Annotated in this window: 20 protein-coding genes and 1 pseudogene; 11 read left to right on the forward strand and 10 right to left on the reverse strand. The window is 66.0% G+C overall.

From position 1 onward, the window contains the following. A complete protein-coding gene (locus tag OKW52_RS00980) occupies positions 1-789 on the reverse strand; it encodes an exodeoxyribonuclease III (RefSeq protein WP_264504047.1) in 789 nt (262 codons plus the stop codon). 71 nt (positions 790-860) lie between these two features. On the opposite strand from OKW52_RS00980, the gene OKW52_RS00985 reads away from it, so the two are divergent. Then, positions 861-1,313 (forward strand): hypothetical protein, encoded by a 453-nt coding sequence (locus tag OKW52_RS00985; RefSeq protein WP_264504048.1) that lies wholly within the window; start codon positions 861-863, stop codon positions 1,311-1,313. Between the two features lie 164 nt (positions 1,314-1,477). Here the strand turns inward: OKW52_RS00985 and OKW52_RS00990 are convergent, their stop codons facing one another. Further along, the gene (locus tag OKW52_RS00990; RefSeq protein ID WP_264504049.1) at positions 1,478-2,164 is read right to left on the reverse strand and encodes a response regulator transcription factor; all 687 of its coding nucleotides are present in this window, start codon (positions 2,162-2,164) and stop codon (positions 1,478-1,480) included. A gap of 171 nt (positions 2,165-2,335) precedes the next feature. Between OKW52_RS00990 and ribA the strand changes: the two genes are divergently transcribed. The 3 genes from ribA to OKW52_RS01005 are packed head-to-tail and all read left to right on the forward strand — an operon-like array spanning position 2,336 to position 4,625. After that, positions 2,336-3,415: a GTP cyclohydrolase II gene (gene ribA, locus OKW52_RS00995; RefSeq protein ID WP_264504050.1), complete on the forward strand. Its 1,080-nt coding sequence runs from the start codon at positions 2,336-2,338 to the stop codon at positions 3,413-3,415. After that, the gene (locus OKW52_RS01000) at positions 3,412-4,122 is read left to right on the forward strand and encodes a hypothetical protein (RefSeq protein ID WP_264504051.1); all 711 of its coding nucleotides are present in this window, start codon (positions 3,412-3,414) and stop codon (positions 4,120-4,122) included. Before ribA ends, OKW52_RS01000 begins: the two co-directional genes overlap by 4 nt. Then, a complete protein-coding gene (locus tag OKW52_RS01005) occupies positions 4,122-4,625 on the forward strand; it encodes a L,D-transpeptidase family protein (protein ID WP_264504052.1) in 504 nt (167 codons plus the stop codon). The genes OKW52_RS01000 and OKW52_RS01005 overlap by 1 nt, the downstream gene beginning before the upstream one ends. Before the next feature lie 107 nt (positions 4,626-4,732). Here OKW52_RS01005 and OKW52_RS01010 read toward each other — a convergent pair whose 3' ends face one another. From OKW52_RS01010 to OKW52_RS01025, 4 genes are all read right to left on the reverse strand, one after another. Then, the gene (locus OKW52_RS01010) at positions 4,733-5,392 is read right to left on the reverse strand and encodes a YggS family pyridoxal phosphate-dependent enzyme (protein ID WP_264504053.1); all 660 of its coding nucleotides are present in this window, start codon (positions 5,390-5,392) and stop codon (positions 4,733-4,735) included. Between the two features lie 52 nt (positions 5,393-5,444). Further along, positions 5,445-5,732, reverse strand: coding sequence for a hypothetical protein (locus tag OKW52_RS01015; RefSeq protein WP_264504054.1), 288 nt, complete (start codon positions 5,730-5,732; stop codon positions 5,445-5,447). A 152-nt stretch (positions 5,733-5,884) separates the two neighbouring features. Next, positions 5,885-6,778: a porin gene (locus tag OKW52_RS01020; protein ID WP_264504055.1), complete on the reverse strand. Its 894-nt coding sequence runs from the start codon at positions 6,776-6,778 to the stop codon at positions 5,885-5,887. 406 nt (positions 6,779-7,184) lie between these two features. Then, entirely contained in the window at positions 7,185-8,078 is an 894-nt protein-coding gene (locus OKW52_RS01025) for a porin (RefSeq protein WP_264504056.1), read from the reverse strand. Positions 8,079-8,544: 466 nt separating this feature from the next. Between OKW52_RS01025 and OKW52_RS01030 the strand changes: the two genes are divergently transcribed. The 5 genes and pseudogenes from OKW52_RS01030 (at position 8,545) to OKW52_RS01050 (ending at position 13,922) form a co-directional block, all read left to right on the forward strand. Next, a complete protein-coding gene (locus OKW52_RS01030; RefSeq protein WP_264504057.1) occupies positions 8,545-9,039 on the forward strand; it encodes a DUF3576 domain-containing protein in 495 nt (164 codons plus the stop codon). Positions 9,040-9,165: 126 nt separating this feature from the next. Then, a pseudogene (leuS, locus tag OKW52_RS01035) lies at positions 9,166-11,740 on the forward strand (leucine--tRNA ligase). After that, on the forward strand, positions 11,727-12,224 hold the full coding sequence (locus OKW52_RS01040) for a hypothetical protein (protein ID WP_264504058.1): 498 nt from the start codon (positions 11,727-11,729) through the stop codon (positions 12,222-12,224). Before leuS ends, OKW52_RS01040 begins: the two are co-directional and overlap by 14 nt. Then, positions 12,221-13,246: a DNA polymerase III subunit delta gene (holA, locus tag OKW52_RS01045; protein WP_264504059.1), complete on the forward strand. Its 1,026-nt coding sequence runs from the start codon at positions 12,221-12,223 to the stop codon at positions 13,244-13,246. Before OKW52_RS01040 ends, holA begins: the two co-directional genes overlap by 4 nt. Positions 13,247-13,319: 73 nt before the next feature. Next, on the forward strand, positions 13,320-13,922 hold the full coding sequence (locus tag OKW52_RS01050) for a glutathione S-transferase family protein (RefSeq protein ID WP_264504060.1): 603 nt from the start codon (positions 13,320-13,322) through the stop codon (positions 13,920-13,922). On the opposite strand, the gene OKW52_RS01055 is transcribed toward OKW52_RS01050, so the two are convergent. From OKW52_RS01055 to OKW52_RS01065, 3 genes are read right to left on the reverse strand one after another with little or no spacing between them, the layout of a single operon-like run. Further along, the gene (locus OKW52_RS01055; RefSeq protein WP_264504061.1) at positions 13,919-15,607 is read right to left on the reverse strand and encodes a translocation/assembly module TamB domain-containing protein; all 1,689 of its coding nucleotides are present in this window, start codon (positions 15,605-15,607) and stop codon (positions 13,919-13,921) included. The two genes, OKW52_RS01050 and OKW52_RS01055, sit on opposite strands and share 4 nt — an antisense overlap. Continuing rightward, positions 15,522-17,864: a translocation/assembly module TamB domain-containing protein gene (locus tag OKW52_RS01060; protein ID WP_264504062.1), complete on the reverse strand. Its 2,343-nt coding sequence runs from the start codon at positions 17,862-17,864 to the stop codon at positions 15,522-15,524. The genes OKW52_RS01055 and OKW52_RS01060 overlap by 86 nt, the downstream gene beginning before the upstream one ends. Further along, complete coding sequence (locus tag OKW52_RS01065) at positions 17,864-19,666, reverse strand: autotransporter assembly complex protein TamA (RefSeq protein WP_264504063.1); 1,803 nt, start codon at positions 19,664-19,666, stop codon at positions 17,864-17,866. The genes OKW52_RS01060 and OKW52_RS01065 overlap by 1 nt, the downstream gene beginning before the upstream one ends. A 260-nt stretch (positions 19,667-19,926) precedes the next feature. Between OKW52_RS01065 and OKW52_RS01070 the strand changes: the two genes are divergently transcribed. Continuing rightward, entirely contained in the window at positions 19,927-21,147 is a 1,221-nt protein-coding gene (locus tag OKW52_RS01070) for an MFS transporter (RefSeq protein WP_264504064.1), read from the forward strand. Here OKW52_RS01070 and OKW52_RS01075 read toward each other — a convergent pair. Further along, the gene (locus tag OKW52_RS01075; RefSeq protein ID WP_264504065.1) at positions 21,144-22,025 is read right to left on the reverse strand and encodes a LysR family transcriptional regulator; all 882 of its coding nucleotides are present in this window, start codon (positions 22,023-22,025) and stop codon (positions 21,144-21,146) included. The genes OKW52_RS01070 and OKW52_RS01075 overlap by 4 nt on opposite strands. 115 nt (positions 22,026-22,140) lie before the next feature. Here OKW52_RS01075 and OKW52_RS01080 point away from each other — a divergent pair, with 115 nt between their 5' ends. Continuing rightward, complete coding sequence (locus tag OKW52_RS01080; RefSeq protein WP_264504066.1) at positions 22,141-22,317, forward strand: hypothetical protein; 177 nt, start codon at positions 22,141-22,143, stop codon at positions 22,315-22,317. Positions 22,318-22,424 lie beyond the last annotated feature (107 nt).

Genomic DNA, 22,424 nt, shown 5'->3' on the forward strand with positions numbered 1-22,424 from the left:
TTACAGATCGAACGTCGCCAGCACCGGCGCGTGGTCGCTGGGCTGGGTCCAGCCCCGCACCGCCCGCAAAACGCGCGAGGAATGCCCCGATGCGGCAATATCCGCGCTGGCCCAGATATGGTCCAGCCGCCGCCCCTTGTCCGCCGCATCCCAATCCTTGGCCCGGTAGGACCACCACGAATAGAGCTGCCCCTCGGGCACGTCCTGCCGCGTGATGTCCACCCAGCCCCCGGCGGCGCGGGCTTCCTCGAAGGCCTCAACCTCGATCGGAGTATGGCTGACCACTTTCAGCAGCGCCTTGTGGCTCCAGACGTCATCCTCCCGCGGGGCGATGTTCAGATCGCCGACAAGGATCGACCTGGCCGGCAGCGACTCCCGGAACCGGTCGCGCATCTCGGCGACGAAATCCAGCTTGTGGCCGAATTTCTCGTTGATCGTCCGGTCCGGCTCGTCCCCGCCTGCGGGCACGTAGCAGTTGTGGATGACCACGCCGTTTTCCAGCTCGGCCGCCACATGCCGCGCATCGCCCTTTTCGCACCAGTCGATATGCCCCGCATCGCGCAAGGGCATCCGCGACAGGATCGCCACGCCGTTATAACCCTTCTGCCCCCGCGCCACGATATGGCCGTAGCCCAGCTCGGCGAACAGCTCGACCGGGATCTTGTCGACCGGGCTCTTGCATTCCTGCAGGCACAGCACGTCGGGGGCTTCTTCGGTCAGCAGTTTTTGAACCAGACCGGCCCGCAGACGGACAGAATTTATATTCCAGGTGGCGAGGGTGAAGGTCATGATATCTCCGTGGCTGATCCCATCGGTCTACACGTCCGCCACGCCCTGAGAAACCCGCTTGAGAGGCCGCCATGCCCGTGACCCGCCGTTTTCTGCTCGCCGCCAGTCTCGCGCTTGCGCTGCCTGCGCAGGCCGACACGCCCGCCACCGTGACGCTGATCCGCGACGGCCAGCGGTTTTCGCTGTCCATCGACCCTGCCACGCTGGGCAACCGCTCGTCGTGGAACTCCTATGACGGCGTGCTCAGCGTGCATTTCCTGGCGTCAGGGCCCGAGGGCGACTGGATCATCGGGCTGGCGGTTGAGAACGGCGAGGGGCGCGACGGCACGATGATCCCACCCTCAGGCGTGGCCGATGCCGTGTCCGATGTGCAGGTCGCCGTCCAGCGCGCGCGGGTTCAGGGCAATGATCTGGATCTTGCCGGGTCTGTCACCGATCCCGCGACCGGCCAGCGCATCGCGTTCGCGCTGACCCTGCCGCATATCGACTTCGCGCCAACCCCCGGTCCCCAAGCGACCAAATGAAAGAAGGCCCGGGCGAGGGAGCCCGGGCCAGTCCAACAGGGAGGTTCGTGTCATAACCCCAACACGCGAGGGAGGGAGGGAGGAGCACCCTGAGATACAGTCTTGCTGACAGACCTTAATCTGGGGTGAATCGGGCGGCAAAACGACGCCCGACCTGATTTTTTTTATGGCACCAGCCGATATCCGCCGGGTTCGGTCACCAACAGGCGCGCGTTCGACGGGTCGGTCTCGATCTTCTGGCGCAGGCGGTAGATGTGCGTCTCCAGCGTATGCGTGGTGACACCGGCGTTATAACCCCAGACCTCATGCAGCAGCACCTCACGCGGGGCCAGACCGTCCGGCGCGCGGTAGAGGAACTTCAGGATGTTGGTCTCTTTCTCGGTCAGCCGGATCTTGCGATCCTTGGCATCGACCAGCATCTTCTGCGCGGGCTTGAACTGATAGTCGCCCAGCTGGAACACCGCGTTCTCGGACTGCTCGTGCTGACGCAGCTGCGCACGGATGCGGGCCAGCAGCACGGGGAACTTGAACGGCTTGGTGATGTAATCATTGGCGCCGCTGTCCAGCCCCAGGATCATGTCGGCGTCCGAGTCCTGCCCGGTCAGCATCAGGATCGGGCATTTCACCCCCGCCTTGCGCATCCGCTTGCACAGCTCGCGCCCGTCGGTATCCGGCAGGCCCACGTCCAGAATGACCAGATCATACTGCTCGTCGCGCACACGTTCCATTGCGGCGGCACCATCGCCCGCCTCGAACGTGTCGAAGTCTTCGGTTGCGACCAGCTGTTCTGCCAGCGCCTCGCGCAGGTCATCGTCGTCATCGACGAGCAGGATCTTGTTCAGTTTCGACATTGCTTTGGCCTCAAATTCACAGGTCTCTCACGGATTAAACTGTGGCCGCGGGCGGGTTTGTTCAAGCAAAGCCACGATTTGTCACGCGGTCGTGTCGGTTTACCGGGGAATGTTTCAATTTCCCCCGTCCTGTCTTACATCCTAAGGGCAAATGTTTCAGCAAGGCCCCTCATGTCGCTGACCCCCAGCCCGCTCGAACGGCTCAACCGTGCCCGCGCCGACCTGCGCATGGGCTTGCCGGTCGTGCTGACTGATGGCGCATCCTCGGCGCTGGTTGCCGCTGGCGAGACGCTCGACGCTGCCCGCCTCGCCGATCTGCGCGCGATCGGGCAGCCGGTTGTCGCGCTGACCGCCCACCGCGCGGCGACGCTGAAAGCGCGCGCCTATGACGGCGATATTGCGCGGATCGTGCTGCCGGGGGATGTGGGTGTCGCGTGGATCGAGGCGTTGGCCGATCCCGCCGACGACCTGACCCATCCGATGAAAGGCCCGCTCTTGTCGCAGCGCGACGGCCCGGCGGCCCTGCACCGCGCTGCCATCCGGCTGGTGAAATCGGCACAGTTGCTGCCCGCCGCCGTCATGGTCGTCGCCCCCGCCGCCGCCGATCTGGCCCGCAGCCACAGCCTGACCACGCTCAGCGCCGAGGAAACCAACACCCCCGAGACCCGGCTCTCCCCGGTCATCGCCGCGCGCCTGCCGATGCGGCTGGCGGGGGCCGGACGGCTGCATGTCTTTCGCCCGCAGGACGGCGGGACCGAGCATTACGCGGTCGAGGTTGGCCGCCCGATGCGCGACGCCCCGGTGCTGGCCCGGCTGCATTCGGCGTGTTTCACCGGCGATGTGCTCGGCTCGCTGAAATGCGACTGCGGCCCGCAGTTGCACGCCGCCTTGATCGCCATGCAAGAGGCGGGTTCGGGCGTGCTTCTCTACCTGAATCAGGAGGGGCGCGGGATCGGTCTGGCCAACAAGATGCGCGCCTATTCCCTGCAGGATCAGGGCTTTGATACGGTCGAGGCGAATCACCGGCTGGGGTTCGAGGATGATGAGCGCGACTTCCGTCTGGGTGCCGAGTTGCTCAAGAAAATGGGCTTCTCACAGGTCCGCCTGCTGACCAACAACCCGCGCAAGGTGGCGATGCTGCAAAAGGGCGGCATCGAGGTGACCCAGCGCGTGCCGCTCAAGGTCGGGCTGACGGACGAAAACGCCGCCTATCTTGCCACCAAAGCCGCCAAATCCGGTCACCTGTTGTGAGCGGCGGCGTGGTGCTGGTGCTGGGCAGCGGCCCCCGCGCTACCCGCGCCGCAGACTGGCCCCGCGCGCCCTTCACGCAGATCGTGGCGATCAACAACGCCTGGCAGGTGCGCCCGGATTGGGATTTCCTGATCCACCCCGACGATTTCCCGCCGGCCCAGCAACCGGCGGCGCAGGGGCCGGACCAGCGCATCATCCGATCCGACGCCTATGTCCCGATCCAGAACACCTATGGCGGGTTCGTCTACGCTGGCGGCACCATGAGCTTCACCGCCGGCTATTGGGCGCTCGGCGCGCTCAAGCCGCGCGTGCTGGCCTATTTGGGCTGCGACATGGTGTATCCTGACACCGGCCCCACACATTTCTACGGCACCGGCACCGCCGACCCCTTGCGCGACGACATCTCCCTGCGCAACCTCGAGGCCAAATCCGCCCGCCTCATGCTCCTCGCCGCCGCGCAGGGCTGCGCCTGCGTAAACCTCTCGGACGACGAAAGCCGCCTCGTTTTCCCCCGCGCGACCTTGGACAGCTTGGCCGGTCAACGCCCGATCACGCCCCCGAGCTTTGCTGCCGCGCTCGCTCAAGAGAAGCGCCTCGGCTATATCGTCCCGTCGGGCAAATACTGGAAAGAAGAATCCCGCTTCGATCCCGCCGCCATCGACGCGCTCGATCAGCTCTGGTTCTCAACGCTCACGGCCGCCCCCTGATGAACAGCACCGATCTTGTCCTCACCCCCACCGGCCTGCGCTTTGCCGGGCGCATCCTTCCCTGCACCCTCGGGCGCAGCGGCATCACCCGCGACAAGGTCGAGGGCGACATGGCCACCCCGGCCGGAGAGCACCGCATCACCGGCCTGCTCTACCGCCCCGACCGTATCCCGGCCCACACCCTGCCCCGCTGGGCGACCCCCATCAGCCCGCGCGCCCTGTGGTGTGACGACCCTGAACACCCAGCCTACAACCAACCCGTCCGCGCACCGCTAAAGGCCAGCCACGAAACCCTGCGCCGCGCCGATCCGCTCTATGACCTGATCCTGATCACCGACTGGAACATGGACCCCGCCCTCCCCGGCAAAGGCTCGGCCATCTTTCTGCATACCTGGCGTCGTCCCGGCTACCCCACCGCCGGCTGCATCGCCGTCGCGCGCGCGGACCTGATGTGGATCATCCAACGCCTGACGCCCGGCACCCGCCTCCTCGTGCGCCCCTGATCCCTTCTTTGCTCTGAAAATATCCCGGGGGAGGCCGCAAGGCCGTGGGGGGCAGCGCCCCCCGCGCGCGCTGAGGGGCCTCGATGGCCCCGAAGCGCGCCACCCGCTCACTCTTTGGGCGGCACCCGCTCACCAAAGATCGCCGAGCCGACGCGCACATGGGTTGCGCCCAGCTCAACGGCGGTCTCGAAATCATCCGACATCCCCATCGACAGGCCCTCCAGCCCGTTCCGCGCGGCCAGCGCGGCCAGCAGGCGGAAATGCACCGCTGCGTCCTGATCCGCCGGCGGGATGCACATCAAACCCTTGAGCGGCAAGGACAGCGCCCGCACCGAGGCGATCAACCGTTCCAGCTCGTCCGGCAGGACACCGGCTTTCTGCGGTTCAGCGCCGGTATTCACCTGAATGAACAGATCGGGGCACCGCCCCTCGTCATCGGCAAGCCGGGCGATGGTCTCGGCCAGCTTCAGCCGGTCCACCGAATGGATCGCGTCAAACATGCTGACCGCAGCGCGGGCCTTGTTGGTTTGCAGCGGGCCGATCAGATGCAGCGAGATCCCCTCGAACCGCGCCTGAAACGCGGGCCAGCGGCCCTGTGCCTCTTGCACCCGGTTCTCGCCGAAGACCCGTTGCCCCTGGGCAAGCACGGCGTCGATCCGCTCGGAAGGCTGCACTTTCGACACGGCGATCAGCGTGACCGACCCCGGCGCCCGTCCGGTGCGGATTTCAGCAGCGCGCAAGCGGGTGGTGATGGCTTCCAGGGTCATGGCGTCTCCGTTTTCGGGCAGAAAGCCACAGGCGGAGGCGAAAGGAAAGCCGTCAGTCCGCCGCGCCCAGGCCGACGCTGTAGGAGTCGCGCGCGGCCCGCTCGCCGCGATCGGGGATATTGCCGACGACAATACCCAGCTCGAAGCGGAAGGTCAGGCCGTTATCGGCCGTGTGGCTGAAGGTCGAGGTATAGCGCCCCTCATAGAGCGGCTGCGTCGTGCCGCCGCCGTCCGGCGTCGACTGATAGGCCACGCCAAACCTGCCCTCGATCCGGTGCGTCACTTCGGCTGTGGCGGGCATCGCGGTCATGATCAGAAAAACGGGGAGCAGGCGACGCATCAAGGGGACTCTCTCTGTCTTGATGATCAAGTCTATCACGGCGGTCTTGCGCCATGAAACACCAGATCACCCCCTGCGCGGCGTTCCGCCGATCACAAAATGGAAAGAGCGGGCCAAGGCCCGCTCTTTCGCACTGTCAGAGAACTGACCGATCAGAACGTGAAGGCAACGCCGACCGAACCCGAGGTCACACCGCCGAAGACGTCGATGTATTCGGCACCGGCGGTCAGGGTCGCGCCGCCACCCAGGTCGTAGCCATAGCTCAGGCCGTAGGTGTTCAGGCCGAAGATTTCGCCAACATAGCCATAGGCGTGGCCGCCGTAGACGTCGACGGTACCCGACAGGGACCAGTTGGTGAAGTTGTTGATGTCGGCGACCAGTGCGCCAACGCCCCACGAACCGCCATCATAGTGGCCCGAGATCGTCCAGAAGTCGTTGGCGCTGCTGATGCGCGAGTCGCTGTAGCCTGCGGCGACAGTGATAGCACCGAAGGTGTAGCGGCCAGCAACTTCGGTCGAAACACCGCGCTGGCTCGACAGGGCAACGGCATAGTCACCGGCGCTGTAGGTGATCAACGCCTGCGGGGCAGCATTTGCACCGGTGGAGTTGTCGACGTGCGCAACGCGGTCAAGGAAACCGGTGTCACCGCAGATCTGGCCACCTTCGTAGCCGACACCGCAGCCGCCCAGCCAGCCATGCGACGTGCCCGACGTTGCGATAGCACCATCAGCGTTGCCGAACGTCAGGCGCAGGCCGTTCGATTCGACCCAAACGCGCGAACCCGAGAAGATGCCGGCACCAGCCGTGCCCGGCCAGCTCGAGCTCATGCGAGCGCGCGACCAAGCGCCGAAGGTCAGGCCGTGATCGGCTTCAACGGCAACGTTGAAATCGAGCGTCAGGCGATTTTCTTGGGTCCAGATGGTGGTACCGAAAGCACGCAGCGCCTGAATGCCCATGCGACCTTCGCCGGAGATGGTAACAGCCTGAGCGTTCGCGATCGTTGCGGTCGCGATCAGCAGGGTCGAGGCGAGGAGGATCTTTTTCATGATGTACTCGTTTCGTGACAGTTGGTTTCTTTGCCTGAACTTTGTTTTACGCCTCTTGACCTTCGAACGGCAGCGCTTGTGTGTCGGGTTGGAAAAAACGACAAAACATGTTGCATTGCAGCAATAGTCACGCATCCGCGCGATCTGAAACTGCCTGCGATAGGCGCAACGCGCGTCGTCAACCTGCCCATCTGCCGCTTGTGTGGGCAGGCCGCCATATCCCTGATTTTGCACGACTCACACCAACGCCACGGGCGGTTGGGGACACCGCCAGCAGGCGGCGCTTGCCGCCGGTGGTCGCGCGCGGCCTTCGTCATGAAAATCGCGCCGGATCCAACAGGACCGGCGCGACAAAAACAAAGAGCGGGCCGAAGCCCGCTCTTTGCCGATTCGGTGTTAAACCGTATCAGAACGTGAAGGCAACGCCGACCGAAGCGGTCGTGCGGCCAGCACCCAGTTCGGTGTGCTCGACACCAGCCATCACGGTGGCGCCGCCACCCAGGCCGTAGCCGTAGTTCAGGCCGTAAACGGTCGCGTTCGAGACTTCACCGACGAAGCCGTAAACGTTGCCGCCGCCCAGAGCGACGTTACCTTGCAGCGACCAGTTGGTCGTCGCGCCGCCGATACGGGCCAGCAGCAGGGCAGCGCCCCACGAACCGCCGTTGTAACGGCCCGAGATGGTGTAGGACGAAGCGCCAGCACCGCCGTTGGTGTAACCAGCGGCAACGGTGAACGCGTCGAAGGTCGAGCGGATACCGAATTCGGTAGCGCCGTCACGAGCATGCGACAGAGCAACGCGGGTCGAACCCATGGTGTAGTCGATGCGGACCATCGGCTCGTCGTCCGAACCGGTCGAGTTCTGACCTTGGCTCACACCCAGCAGACCAGCAGCGTCGAGGCAGAGGTAGCCGCCTTCGTAGCCAACGCCGCAACCGCCAGCGTAGCCCATGGCAACGCCAGCACCACGGATAGCGCCGTCTTGGTTACCGAAGGTCAGTTTCAGACCGTTCGATTCAACCCAAACGCGCGAACCCGAGAACAGGCCTGCACCAGCGGTGCCGTCGCTCAGCACTTGCATACGAGCACGCGACCAGGCGCCGAAGGTCAGACCGTGATCAGCTTCAACCGAAACGTTGAAGTTCAGGGTCAGGCGGTTTTCTTGACGCCACTCAGAGGTGCCGAAGCCAGCTTCGTCGTACTGGATGCCCATACGGCCTTCGCCGGTGATGGTCACAGCCTGAGCGTGGGCCAGACCGGCCGACAGCACCAGGGCGGTCGAAGCAAGAAGAATCTTGTTCATGGTTTCCCTCGTTTTTCAAAATCGTGCCCATCTTGTCAGCAAGCTGGGTCACAGCCTGTTTCCCGCCTTCGACCTTTCATTGCAAGTCGGCGGTCAGCGGCGTTCCAACTCTGCCGCTTTGTGATGCAGATTTGCCACGCACGGCTTTGACCCCGGCAAAGCCTGTGACTACAAGCCCCTACCCCGTGCGCCTCAGGTCTGAACCCGGCACGAATGCGGTCTGCGGGCCGTGATCTCACGCCCCTGTCTGCCACACAGATGAGTCGCGTACGCGCACGGCGGTTACAGACGGCGCGTTTGTTTGCCGATGCCATGCCCGTTCCGGCCCCCGCGTCCGCAAATGCCTTGTTCGCGTGCCGCCCCTCGGATAGATAGGGCCGCGACTGGGCTGCCTTGCGCGGGATGATAGCGCGCAGGATCATGCAGCCGGACAAACACGCGAACCTCAAAAGGGGTGGACTGACGGATGGCGGCAAGATCGGCGGCACTGACGATGACGGCACTGGGCCTTTCGGTCGCGCTGGCCGGGTGTGGACTGGGCGGGCGCGGCGACGCGGGCGACCAACGGACAGCCCGCGAGTATGCGCTGGAAGAGCGGATGGCCGAAACCGGCTCGACCGCGTCGATCTGGGATCTGTTCGCCAGCCGCGAGGATCCCTCGACCGTTCTCACCGTGAACCGCTATATCTGGACCGCCTCGCTGGAAGTGCTCGACTTCCTGCCGGTTGAGCAGATCGACCCGTTCTCGGGCGTGATCTCGACCGGGTTCGGCACGCCGCCGGGCGGTGGCCGCCCCTACCGTGCCACCATCGCCGTGACCGACGCCGCGCTGGATGCCCGCTCGCTCAACGTGGCGCTGGTGACGCGCAACGGCCCGGCCAGCGCGGAAACCGTGCGCGCTGTGGAAAACGCCATCCTGACCCGCGCCCGTCAGATCCGCATTCGCGAACTCGGCCTCTGAGCCGATCTCGCCGGGCTGGAATCCCCGGCCCGGGCAGAGTATGACACCGCCGGGCCCCGTGGCCCGGCTTTTTCATTTGCCCCGGCCCTTTCATTAGCCCCGGCCTTTCACCTGCAGGGAACCCTGATGTCCGCCCAGTCCGACGCCCGTTACTCGCCCAAAGAAATCGAACCCCGCTGGCAACAGGCCTGGGATTCGGACGGCTGCTTTGCCGCCACGGTCGATCCGGCGCGTCCGAAGTATTACGTGCTGGAAATGTTCCCCTATCCGTCGGGCCGCATCCACATCGGGCATGTGCGCAACTACACGATGGGTGACGTGGTGGCGCGCTACAAGCGCGCGCAGGGGTTCAGCGTGCTGCATCCGATGGGCTGGGACGCCTTCGGCATGCCGGCTGAAAACGCCGCGATGGCCGAGGGCGGGCATCCGGGCACCTGGACCTATAACAACATCAAGGTGATGAAGGGGCAAATGAAGCCCCTGGGCCTGTCGATCGACTGGAGTCGCGAATTCGCCACCTGTGATCCTGAATATTACGGCCAGCAGCAGGCGCTGTTTCTGGACATGTACAAGGCCGGGCTGATCTACCGCAAAACCGGCATCGTGAACTGGGACCCGGTCGACATGACCGTTCTGGCCAACGAGCAGGTCATTGACGGCAAGGGCTGGCGCTCGGGCGCGGAAGTCGAGCGGCGCGAGAAAGAGCAGTGGTTCTTCAAGATTTCCGACTATTCGGCCGAGCTGCTTTCGGCGCTGGACGGGCTGGAGAACTGGCCCAACAAGGTGAAGCTGCAGCAACGCAACTGGATCGGTTACAGCCGCGGCCTGCAATTCGCCTTTGACCTGACCGCCCCGGCGGATGGCTTCTCCCAGATCGAGGTCTTCACCACCCGCCCCGACACCCTGCTGGGGGCCAGCTTTGTCGGCATCGCACCGGATCACCCGCTGGCCAAGGCACTGGAAGCGCAAAACCCCGCCGTCGCCGCCTTCTGCGCCGAGGCCCGCAAGGGTGCGGCGACCGAGGAAGCCATGGCAACCGGCGAGAAGCTGGGCTTCGACACCGGCCTGACCGTGCAGCACCCGCTGGACCCCGACTGGCACATGCCGGTCTGGATCGCCAACTTCATCAAGATGGACTACGGCACCGGCGCGGTCTTTGGCTGCCCGGCGCATGACCAGCGCGATTTCGACTTTGCCACCAAATACGCGCTGCCCATCGTCCCGGTATTCGTGGCGCAGGGTGCCGAAGAGGCGCCGCTGACCGAGGCCTATGTCCCCGAGGACAGCGAGTCGGTGCGCTATCTGCGCCCAATCGCCGGTGAGCCCGAGCAAACCGCCGATCAGGCCGTCGATGCGGCGATCAAGCTGTGCGAATCGCGCGGCATCGGCAAGGACACCACCATGTACCGCCTGCGCGACTGGGGTTTCAGCCGCCAGCGCTACTGGGGCTGCCCGATTCCCTTCGTGCAATGCGACACCTGCGGTCTGGTCCCCGAGGTCAAGGAAAACCTGCCGGTCCGCCTGCCTGACGATGTCACCTTCGACAAACCGGGTAACCCGCTGGACCGCCACCCGACGTGGCGCGATTGCCGCTGCCCGGCTTGCGGCGATTTCGCCAAGCGCGAAACCGACACGATGGACACGTTTGTTGATCTCGTCGTGGTACTTCGCCCGTTTCACCGCGCCGCATGCCAGCACGCCGACCGATCGGGAAGAAGCCGACTACTGGATGAATGTCGACCAGTATATCGGCGGGATCGAGCACGCGATTCTCCACCTGCTGTACTCGCGCTTCTTTGCCCGGGCGATGCACAAGACCGGCCACCTGTCGGCCAAATCCATCGAGCCGTTCAACGCGCTGTTCACGCAGGGCATGGTGACGCATGCGATCTATCAGACCCGCGATGCGCAGGGTCGCGCGGTCTATCACTATCCCGAAGAGGTCGAGCTGCGCGAGGGCGCGGGCTTCCTGAAGGACGGCAAAGAGGTCGAGATCATCCCCTCGGCCAAGATGTCCAAGTCCAAGCGCAACGTCGTGGACCCCGTCGCGATCATCGACCAGTTCGGTGCCGATACCGCGCGGTGGTTCGTGATGAGCGACTCGCCGCCCGAACGCGATGTGGAATGGACGGCCTCTGGGGCCGAGGCGACCTATAAGCACCTGAACCGCGTCTGGACGCTGGGTGACAAGATCGCCGCGCTGCCCGCCGATGAGCCCGGTGAAGGCGATGACGAGCTGATGCGCGCGTTGCACCGCGCCATCGACGACGTGACCAAGACCATCGAGGGCTTCGCCTTCAACAAGGCCATCGCCAAGCTTTATGAACTGACCAGCATCCTGTCGCGCACCAAGGCCTCGGCCAAGGCGCAAAAGCAGGCGGGCCGGGTTCTGGCGCAGCTGATGGCCCCGATGACCCCGCATCTGGCCGAAGAGCTGTGGCACCGTCTGGGCGGTGCCGGGCTGGTGACGCAGGCGCAATGGCCGCAGGCGGACCCGGCGCTGCTGGTCGATGATGTGATCACGCTGCCCGTGCAGTTCAACGGCAAGCGCAAGGCCGAGATCACCGTACCCAAGGACGCCAGCAAGGAAGAGGTTGAAAAAACCGCGCTGGCCGACCAAGCTGTGATCAAGGCTCTGGCAGGTGCCACGCCGAAGAAAATCATCGTTGTCCCGGGGCGGATCGTGAATGTCGTACTCTGACCGACGCAAAGTACTGGCAGGTCTCGGGGCGCTTGCGCTGACCGGGGCCTGCGGCTTTCGCCCGGTCTACGGCGACGGTGGCGCGGGCCGCGTGCTGCGCAATGCGGTACGGGCCGACGATCCGGTCAGCCGCAGGGACTATCAGTTCCTGCACGCGCTGGAAGAAACCCTTGGCCGCCCCACCGCCCCTCGTTTCGCGCTGGCCTATACCATCGCCGTGCGCGCGGTTGGCCGCGGCTCGGTGGACGATTTCGGCACAACCCGCGTCCAGCTGTTCGGCACCGTCGATTTCACCCTGACGGACATCACCAGCGGCACCATTCTGGCGCAGGATCAGGTCTTGGCGACCGCTGTGTATTCGACCACCGGCACCCAACTGGCGACCACCACCGCCGCCGAAGACGCCGATCTGCGTCTGATGCGGATGCTGGCCGATTCGCTTGCCACGCGGCTCTATACCGAGCCGGGCCTGCCGCCGGCATGAAACTTTCGCCCCGCGATGCGGAGGGTTTTCTGGCCCGTCCCGACCCGCGCGTGCCGGCCCTGCTGATCTACGGCGCCGACGCGATGCGCGTCAGCGAAAAGCGCGCCAAACTGGTTGCCACGATTGTCGGACCCAAGGGCGACGCCGAGATGCGGCTGACCCGCATGCCCGGCAGCGATCTGCGCAAAGACCCCTCTGCCGCCGTCGACGCCGCCAAGGCGCAAAGCTTCTTTCCGGGCGCACGCGCTGTCGTGATTGACGAGGCCAACGACCACGCCGTCACCGGCCTGAAGGCCGTGCTGGATGACTGGGCCGAAGGCGACGCGATGCTGGTGATCACCGCCGGCCAGCTCACCCCCGGCTCAAAGCTGCGCAAGCTCTTCGAGGGCGACAAGCGCGCGCGGGTGCTGGCGATCTATGATGACCCGCCGGGCCGGGCCGAGATCGAAGGCATGCTGCGCGCCGAGGGTCTGGAGAGCGTGCCGCAGGACGCGCTGCGCGATCTGGTCGCGCTGGGGCAGTTGCTGGAGCCGGGCGATTTTCGCCAGACCCTGACCCGCATCGCACTGTATAAGCTCAGCGACAACGAGCCCCTGACCACGGCGGAAATCGCCATGCTCGCCCCGCAGAGCAACGAGGCCGAGATCGACGACATCCTCGACGCGCTGGCCGAGGGGCGCATAGCCGATCTGGCGCCGATTCTGTCGCGGCTGGCGGCGCAGGGGGTGCAGCCGGTCGCCGTCTGCATCGGGGCCGCGCGCCATTTCCGCATGCTGCACGCGCTGGTCAGCGCACCGGGCGGGCCTTCGCAGGCGATCCAGTCGCTGCGCCCGCCGGTATTCGGGCCGCGCCGTGACAAGCTGCTGCGTCAGGCGCAGAACTGGTCGCTGTCGCGCGTGGAAGAGGCGCTGCGCGATCTGACCGCCACCGATCTGATGCTGCGCTCGTCCACCCGCGCGCCGACGCGGGCGCTGGCCGAACGCGCACTGATCCGGCTGGCGCGGATGGCCGGGCGGCGTTGATGACGCTGCGACGGGCTTGCCGCCCTGCCCGGCCCATGTCTTCATGCGCGCCAAAGCGAATGGAGGATCGCCAATGACCACCCCGACCTACACCCTGATCGGTGCCGCTGGCACGCGCGCCGGTCGCGCCCTGTGGATGCTTGAGGAACTGGGCGTGCCCTATGAGCACCTCAGCGCCAAACCGCACGAGGCCTCGGTCACCCAGCATTACCCGCGCGGCAAAGTCCCCGTTCTGCTGGTCGATGGCGAGCCGATCACCGATTCGACGGCGATCATTCAGTATCTGGCGGATGCCCACGGCCAGTTCACCGCCCCCGCGGGCACCATCGCCCGCGCGCGTCAGGATATGCTGTCGCACTGCGTGCTTGATGAGTTCGACAGCGTGCTCTGGACCGCCGCGCGCCACAGCTTCATGCTGCCCGCCGAACAGCGGGTCGCCGGGGTCAAGGAATCCCTGCGGTGGGAGTTCAACCGCAACCAGACCAGTCTGGCACAGCGCTTGGGCGATACGCCCTTTGCGACCGGCGACGCGTTCACCGTGACCGACATCCTGCTGGCCCATTGTCTGGTCTGGGCGCGCGCCGCCAAGTTCGAGATCAACGAGCCTTATCTTGTCAGCTATTTCGAGCGCATGACCCAGCGTCCCGCGTTCAAGCGCGCGATGGCCAAGGGTTAATAGTCGCGCTCGAAAAAGATCCCAAGGCCCGAGCCGCCCGACGAGTCGGCTCGGCCCCGCAGGGTGATGTTCGAGGTGAGATCAAGGTTGATCGTCACTTCGCCCTCACCGGTGCTGTCGACGCTCACATCCGTATAAAGCCGCTCACCGATATGCCGCCCGGCGCGCAGCTGGGTGTTGCCTGCGTCGTTGACGGTAAAGTCCAGATCGTCCAGCCCCAACGCCTGCCGCGTGCGGCTGATGATGGAATTGTCCGAGCGGCCCGTCAGCGTCGCGACCGACATCGCCAGCTGCGCCGCCTGAAACGGTGACAGCGAGGTCAGCGCCCGGCGGAAGATCAGCCGCGCCAGAACCTCATCCTGCGGCAGTTCGGGCACAGACGAGAAGGTGATCTCGGGGCTATCGGCCTGCCCCGACAGCGTGACCGAGGTCAGCACCCCGTCGCTTTCCGTCGTGGCGGTCAGGCGGATGAAGGGCATGAAGCTGCCCACCATGCTGGCCGACCCGTCGGTCAGGGTAAAGCGGTTGCCCAGCAGATCCAGACGGCCCCTGAGCAGGTTGAAGGTTCCCGCCGGAACCACCCGTCTGGTGGTGCCGCCCAGCTCCAGCGTGCCGCCCAGTTCTGCGTCCAGCCCACGCCCGCGCACAAACACCCGGCCCGGCGCGTTCAGCCGCAGATCCAGCCGCATCGGCACGGGTGCCGGGCCCAACCGGGTGCCCGTGGCAATGCCCGCGTTGATCCGCGTCTCGCGGCTGGCAGCGTCCTCTCCGACATGCACCAAGCCTTGCAGCCCCATGCCCGCGCGGCCCAGCGGCGAGTTGGGAATGCTGATCTCGGCCTGATTGACGTTAACCTCACCGGTGACCAGCGGGCCGCGGGCCAGCGGCCCGATCAGCCGGACAGCGCCAGAAATGCTTGCCTCGAACAGTTGCGGTTGCTGCACGATCAGCTCGTTGACGCGCACGGCCAGATCCGCCTCGCGCGCGCCGTCCAGACGGATACGCCCCGAAATCGACGCGTCACCGCCCGACAGGGACGTCCCGCTCAGGTCAATCTGCGCCGACAGCCCGTTGACCTGTGCGGTCGCGTCGATGTTGCGGAACGCCACGCCCACGGCGGGCAGCGAATAGCGCCCGTCCGACAGGCGTGCGGTGACCCGCAGGGCATTCAGCCCGATGGGGCCGTTGACGGTGCCATCGAAGCGGACAAGCCCCGAGACCGAGGCCGGTTCCAGTGACGGGTTCAACAGCACGCTGTCCAGCCCGCCGTTCATCGCCAGCTGCACCGTGAAATCGTCGTTCACGCGGCCATTGGCCCTGACATTCAGCGCCGAGGGGCCTGCCAGCTGCGCCGTGACGCCATAGCCGGTATCGCCCGCCGTGCGCGTCACATTGCTGTCCAGCGTCACACGGCCGCCGATGCCGGGCACCACCCGTCCGATATTGTCGATCACCGCATTGACCGCAAACCGCGCGGCGCCATCGGCCTGCTGCAACCCGCTGATCGTCGCCTGCAAACCGTCCGAGGCGAGTTCGGCTTCGTCGATGCGCAGCCCCCCGTCCGCCGTCGTCGTGGCGCGCGCCTGCACTGTCAGACCGTCACCGATCAGCGAGATCCACTTGCGCGATGCCGGTCGCCAGCGGCCCCGACCCCAGCACCGAGAGCAGATAGCGGGTTGTACCATCCTCACCTGCCAGCTGCGCCCGCGCCGATATCTGGCCGCGCCCCGCCGCATTCAGCGCCGCCATGTCCAGCCGGTTCAGCGTCACGGCCAGATCGGGCGCATCCGCCGACCAGCGGCCATCGGCGCTCAGGTCCAGACGCGGGCCGATCAGCGTGAGATCCACGATCTGCGTGACGCCGCCCTGCATCACCGCATCGGCGTGCAATTGGTTGGTGCCGGTGAACATCCCCCCCAGCACGCCCGCCGCCGGCAGATCCGCCAGCGCGAGGTTCTCGACCGCGCCGTCCAGCCGCACCCGAACGGTGCCGCTCGTCGTGCTCAACCGCGACTCCAGCGCCAGTTGTCCGCCATATCCTTCACCCAGCCGCGCCAGATTGCGCACGATCAGCGAGGCGGTCAGATCGGTCCCGGTCGGGTCCAGTCGGCCCTGTGCCGTCACCTCGGCCGTGCCCGCGACAACCGAGAAGCCGCGCAATTCGGTGCCTTCGGTATCGCGGCGCAGTGACACCGAGATGCCCGATTGTCCGGCCAGCAGCGCGTCGGCCTCGGCGATATCGACCGACAGATCGGTGGTGGTCAGATCCGCCGTGAGATCCAGCGCGCCGGTCAACGGGTTGGCGCTGCCCTGCACCGTGGCCAGTGCGCTGCCGCCCAAGGGGCGATTTGCAAGGGCCGAGAAGGCGGCCAGATCCGGGATTGCCAGCTCTGAGTAACCGGTGAAGTTCAGCCCGTCCAATTCCCCATAGGCAGTCAGCGACACGGTGCTGCCTTCAAAGGACAGGCCGGTCAGCTCGACCGGCTGCCCTGCGCCGAGCCAGTTCAGACTGACCAGTCCGAACACCTCGCTCCCTACAGCCTGTTGCATCGCCGGGTCGTCAGCTTCGATCCCGCGCGCGTCGAAGTCAAACACACCCTCGAACATTGGCACCGGATCGCTGCCCGGCAGCGGCGTGCCGCTGGTGGCGTTCAGCCGCCCGCGCCCGTCCAGTGTGGCACCGCCCAGCATCATCGTCGGCAGATCCAGCGTGTCGATCTCGGCCCGCACGGTCCAGTCGCGCGAGATGCCTTCGTCATAGTGAATATCCAGCGTGGCGCGCTGAAGATGTGCCGACCCCGAACTGCCGGGCAACAGCACCGGCTGACCATCGGCGCGCTCGATGCCCGCCGTCAGCTGCACGCGGCGCGGCAGCCCTTCGGGGCTGATCGCGGCGCTGCCGTTGAGCTGCATCGCCCCGGTGGTCACCGACAGCTCGGACAGATCCAGTTCCCCTTCTTCCGAGCGCGTGCCGGTCGCCCGCAGCGCCGAGCGTGCGCCAAAGAACGGGTGCAGATCGGCGGCCAGCAACGGGCGCAGATCGCCGGTGATGTCCACCTCGAAGCCGCCGCCATCCATCACGCTGGTATCGGGCGAGGCATCCACGACGGTCACGCGCCCCGTCACCCGCTCTTGCCCGTCCGTCGCCAGCGCAAGGTTGGCCTCGAACGTGTTGAGCGGCCCTTCGCCTTGCAGCGACAGGCCCAGCGCCGGACGGTCGGGAATGCCAAGCAGGGTGGCGACGATGCCATCGCCCCCCTCGGTCAGCGACAGATCCAGCGTCAGGACACGCGTTTCGTTGTCGAAGCTGCCCTTAAAGCGGAACGCCCCCTCTTGTCCGTCGGTGCGATGCGCCTCGAAACTGGCGTTGCCCTGCCGTCCGGCCAATTGGGCCGCACCGGTCAGGGTAAACTCGGCCTCTTGCCCGATGACCGGCGCGGCCAGATGAACCAGCCCGGCGCTGACCGTGCCGATATTCACCGAGACCGGCAATTCGGGCAGCGAGAAATCCTCGCGCGCGGTCGAGCTGGGCAGCGCCGGATCCGGCGTGGTCGAGCCGGGCACGCGAAACAGGTCAATCCGCGCGGCACTGAGTTCGTTGATCTCGACCCGCCCGCTCAGCAGGGCCGAGCGGTTCCAGTCCAGCACCACATCGGTCAGGGTGATCCAGATGCCCTCGTCGTCCGAGATGCTGATCTCTGTGATCGTGGCCCGCGATGACAGCGCGCCCTGAAAGCCCCGGATGCGCACATTGCGGCCCGCGTCGGACAACACGTTCTGTAGCATCCCGGCCAGAACGCCGACATCCTCTTGCGTGTCGGCCATCGCCGGGGTCGCGGCCAACGTCACCATCGCCATCAGCACGGCAACCCAGCCGCGCATTTGGTGTTTGATGCGCCCGAACCGTGTCACCGCAACATCACGCTTTGCGGTTTGGCCCATCAAAACGCCTGCCCGATACCAAGATAAAGCTGCACATTATTCCCCGTAACACCGGCATTGCGCCGTATCGGCACGGCCAGATCCAGCCGCAGCGGGCCGATCGGCGTGGCATAGCGAATGCCCGCACCGCCGCCCGCCTGCCAGTCGGTCTCGCCGGAAAACACACCGGACGATACCGCGCCTGCATCCGCAAACGCGACGACCGAGAAGGTATCGTTGATCCGCACCCGCAGTTCCGCCGACAGCCCGGCAAAACCGCGCCCGCCAGAGTCGGTGCCGCCGCTGGTCACGCCCAGCGATTGATACGGCAAGCCGCGCACGGTGCCGCCGCCGCCCGAATAGAACAGATAGCCGCGCGGCGTGGCGTCGATATCCGGCCCGATCACCGCGCCCAGTTGCGCGCGTCCGGCCAGCACAAAACGGCCCTCGCTGCCCAGGTCATGATAGGTCCGCGCATCAAAGCGCAGGCGCAGCCCGCTTTGCGCCTCGGCAAAGCCGAGATAGGGCATCGCCTCGGCCCAGACGTAATGGCCATCCGTTGCGTTCAGGGCCACATCGCGGGTGTCATGCGTGACCGTGACCGGAATGCCAAAGGTGCCGAAATCCCGGCTGGTGCCGGCAAAATCCGCGCTTTCAAACCGCAGGATAAGCCCGGCGGACGCGCGCAGCGCATCGCTGTAGCGGCGGACCAGCGTAGCATCCGCTTGAAACGCGTCCGCCTCGTAGTCGCGCTCGTTCAGGCGGACGGCGTTCAGGCCCAGCTCCAGATCGGTGTCGCGGTTCAGCGTGGCTGGCCGCGTATAGCGCGCATCCAGCGTATAGCCCAGCCCGCCGACCCGCGCCGCAATGCCGTCAACCGCCGCTTCCAGCCGCAGCCTCTCGGCCCCGCCCAGAAGATTGCGGTGCAGCCAGAAACCACTGAGCCGCCCGCCGGATTCCGAGTCGATCTCGGCACCGAACCCGATGCGCCGGGGCGGTGCCTCTTGCACCAGCGCGGTCACATCGACGGTGCCGTCCGGGTTCGCGGTTTCAGCGGTGTTCAGCACGACCGAGGCAAACGCCCCCGTCTGCCGCAGCCGCGTTTCGGCATCGGTGATGTCTTCGGGGTTGTGGATCTCGCCCCGCTCGAGCCCGGCGATATCGACGATCCGCTGGGGCCGCGTGCGTTCTTGCCCCTGCGGCACCACCGTGCCGATGCGCAACTGCGGGCCGGGGGTCAGCGTCAGACGCACGTTCAGCTGGTTGGCATTGTGGTTCGCCACAACACGCTGATCCGCCGCCGCTGCCAGCGCATAGCCCTGCGCACGCCACGCATCCAGCGCGGTGTTCAGCGCGGCGCGCACCGTGGTGCTGCGGGCGGGCTGGCCGGTGGCGAAATCTTCGGGCAGGACAGTGCCCGCGATCAGCGGCTCGACCGACACTTCGCCAAAGGTGAATTGCGGGCCAAGGACGATATCCACGACGATCCGGTCAATGGTCGTGGGGTTCGACAGCGGCGCGATATCCGCCGCCTCGCGCCCGTCGACGCGCACATGGATGGTGGGGGCGAAATACGCCTGCTCATACAGCAGCCCGATCAGCCGCCCGTATTCCGCGCGCGCGGCGGCCATCAGGTCCAGCGGCGCCGTGCGCTCGGCCTCTTGCGCGGTCAGCAAAAGCGAGCTTGCGCGCAGGGTTTCCATCAGCGAGTCGCTGGCACCCTCAGCGTTAAAGTCAATGGATTCAAGGGCTGTTGCGGTCTGCGTCGTCGCGCCAAGTCCCAACACAGCCATCAACGCCGCAGCCATCAGTCTGCCGCGCATGCCAAACTGTCCGAGTCGAGCCCGATGCCTGGCGGCGCGCGGGTTCGCCCGCCGTCCTGCCGTCGCGTTTGTCACGCGCATTCCTCGCTGTACCGCCGTTTTGGAAGATGTCGCACAAAGCCCCCCGTCGCTCAACAGTGAATGCCGTGAACCGGCGCCAAGCCGCGCGCGCTGGCACAAATGCGCCGCAGTTCAGCGAAACCCTTGACAGCACGCGCCCTCGCGTTCACGTCCATGCTACACCTGTGTAGGATCGGATCATGGCGGATACCACTGTTTCTTCCGGCGCTGCGGCGCCTTCGGCTGCCGAAGCGGTCGTACAAACCCAGTACATGGTGATCCTGTCCATCGCGCTGTGTCATTTCATCAATGATGTAATGCAGTCCGTCCTGTCGGCCAGTTATCCGCTTCTCCATGACGAATTTGCGTTGAGCTTTACGCAAATCGGCCTGATGTCGCTGGCCTTCATGGGCACGGCCTCGGTCCTGCAGCCAATCGTGGGCACGCTGACCGACCGTTACCCCTTCCCGCAATCGCTGGCTGTGGGCATGGGCAGCACCATGCTGGGCCTGCTGTTGCTGGCCAATGCGCCCTCGTACCCCTACCTGCTGGCGGGTGCGGCGATGATCGGCATCGGCTCGGCGGTGTTCCACCCCGAGGCCAGTCGCGTCGCCCGCACCGCCGCCGGTCGCCGGTTCGGCACCGCGCAGTCGATGTTTCAGGTCGGCGGCAACATGGGCCATGCGGCAGGGCCATTGCTGGCCGCCTTCATCGTCGTGCCCTCAGGGCGCGGGTCGGTGGCGTGGTTCGCTGCGCTGGCGCTGGTCGGGATTGCGATCCTCAGTCAGGTCGGCCGCTGGCAGGCCCGCCAGAACCGCGCCGCCAAACGCACCCGCGCGATCGTCGACCACGGGCTGCCGCGCGGCCGGGTGGTGATCACCATCGCCTTGCTGGCCTTCCTTGTGTTCACCAAGAACGCCTATATCGCGTCGATCAGCTCGTACTACACCTTCTTCCTCATCGAGCGTTTCGACCTGACCACCCAGGGCTCGCAGATGATGCTGTTCATCTTCCTTGCGGCCTCGGCCTGCGGGGTGATCTTTGGCGGGGTGATCGGTGACAAGATCGGCACGCGCACGGTGATCTGGGTGTCGATTCTGGGCGTTCTGCCCTTCACGCTGGCGCTGCCCTATGTCGGGCTGGTCGGCACCGGGATCATGACCATCTTCATCGGATTGATCCTGTCCTCGGCGTTTCCGGCCATCGTTGTCTTCGCGCAAGAGCTGGTGCCGGGCCGCGTGGGCCTGATCGCGGGCGTGTTCTTTGGCCTGTCCTTCGGCATCGGCGGGATTGCTGCCGCCGCGCTGGGGCTGGTCGCAGACGCCAAGGGGATTGAGTTCGTCTACAAGATCTGCGGCTTCCTGCCCGCGCTCGGCATCCTCGCCGCCTTCCTGCCGCGCCTGAACCGCGACCCGGCTTAAGCGTCGGTCCGGGCGGCGCGCCTTAGCCACGACAGGAACACGCGCGCGCCGGGTGACAGCGGCTCGGCGCGGGTGACGATGTAATAACCCAGCCCCTCGGCATCACCCTCATACAGCGACACCAGCTGGCCCGCTGCCAGATCCGGCTGGACCAACGCCATCGCCTGAATGGACAGACCCAGACCGGCGCGTACGGCGCTCAACACCAGCCCGTTATTGGCCATCTCGCGCGCGCCCACCTTGTCGAAATCGGCACCGATCGCCGCGCCCCAGACCCGCTGTTCTGACGAGGCGGTCGAGAAGAACCAGTCATGCGCGGTCAGCTTGTCCAGATCGGCCAGGGAGCGCACCTTGGTATAACCGGGCGCAGCCACGACCGCGAAACGGCTCAGCGCAAGCGGCTCGGCCTGCACACCGGGCCATTGCCCCGCGCCAAAGCGGATCGCCAGATCCACACCGTCGCGGCGCAGGTCGGTCAGGGTGATGCCGGGCACCAGCCGCACCTCGATTTCAGGATGCGCGGCCCAGAACGCACCGATGCGCGGCATTAGCCAGGCCTCGGCAAAGGACGGGGTCAGCGCCACCACCACGGGCCGCACCACGCGCCGGTCGCGCAGCCGGGTGACGCCCTCGGCGATGCGGGCAAAGCCTTCTCCCAGGGCGGCGGCCAGTTCGTGCCCGGCCTCGGTCAGCACCATCCCCTGCCCTTCACGCCGCGCGAGCGGCTCGGCGAAATCGCTCTCCAGCGCGCGCAGGTGCTGCGAGACCGCCGCATGGGTCACGTTCAGCTCCCGCGCCGCCGCCGACAGGCTGCCATGCCGCGCCAGCGCGTCGAAGGCGCGCAGCGAAGCCAGTGAGGGGATGTCTTTCCAATCCATGCTCGATGTTAGCACAGCTTACAGGCTGAAAACCATCCGAACTTCGTCCTGTCACGGTTTCAGGGCATAACGGGAGCATCGAAACACTGGATCGAAACACTGGCAGGAGAGCCCCATGTTCGGCATCATGAATTCCATCATCCGCGTCGCAACCCGCTCTGACGCGCCCTCACAGCCCTATCAGCCGCTGATCCACCCCGCCGACTGGCGGGACCGCGACGCGATCGAGCGCAGCAGCCGCCTGCGTACCGAGCGTCGCGATCCGCTGCTGACGGCGATCACGCGGACGTAAGCTGAGATACGGCGGTCACCACCGAAACCGGACGCAAGGGCGCAGAGGTCGCGCAGCGGCGTCGAAACCCTTGCGTAACCGCGTTTGGGCGCTGCCATTGCTGTAAA

Source organism: Pararhodobacter zhoushanensis (assembly GCF_025949695.1).
GTDB classification, from domain to species: Bacteria; Pseudomonadota; Alphaproteobacteria; order Rhodobacterales; family Rhodobacteraceae; genus Pararhodobacter; species Pararhodobacter zhoushanensis_A.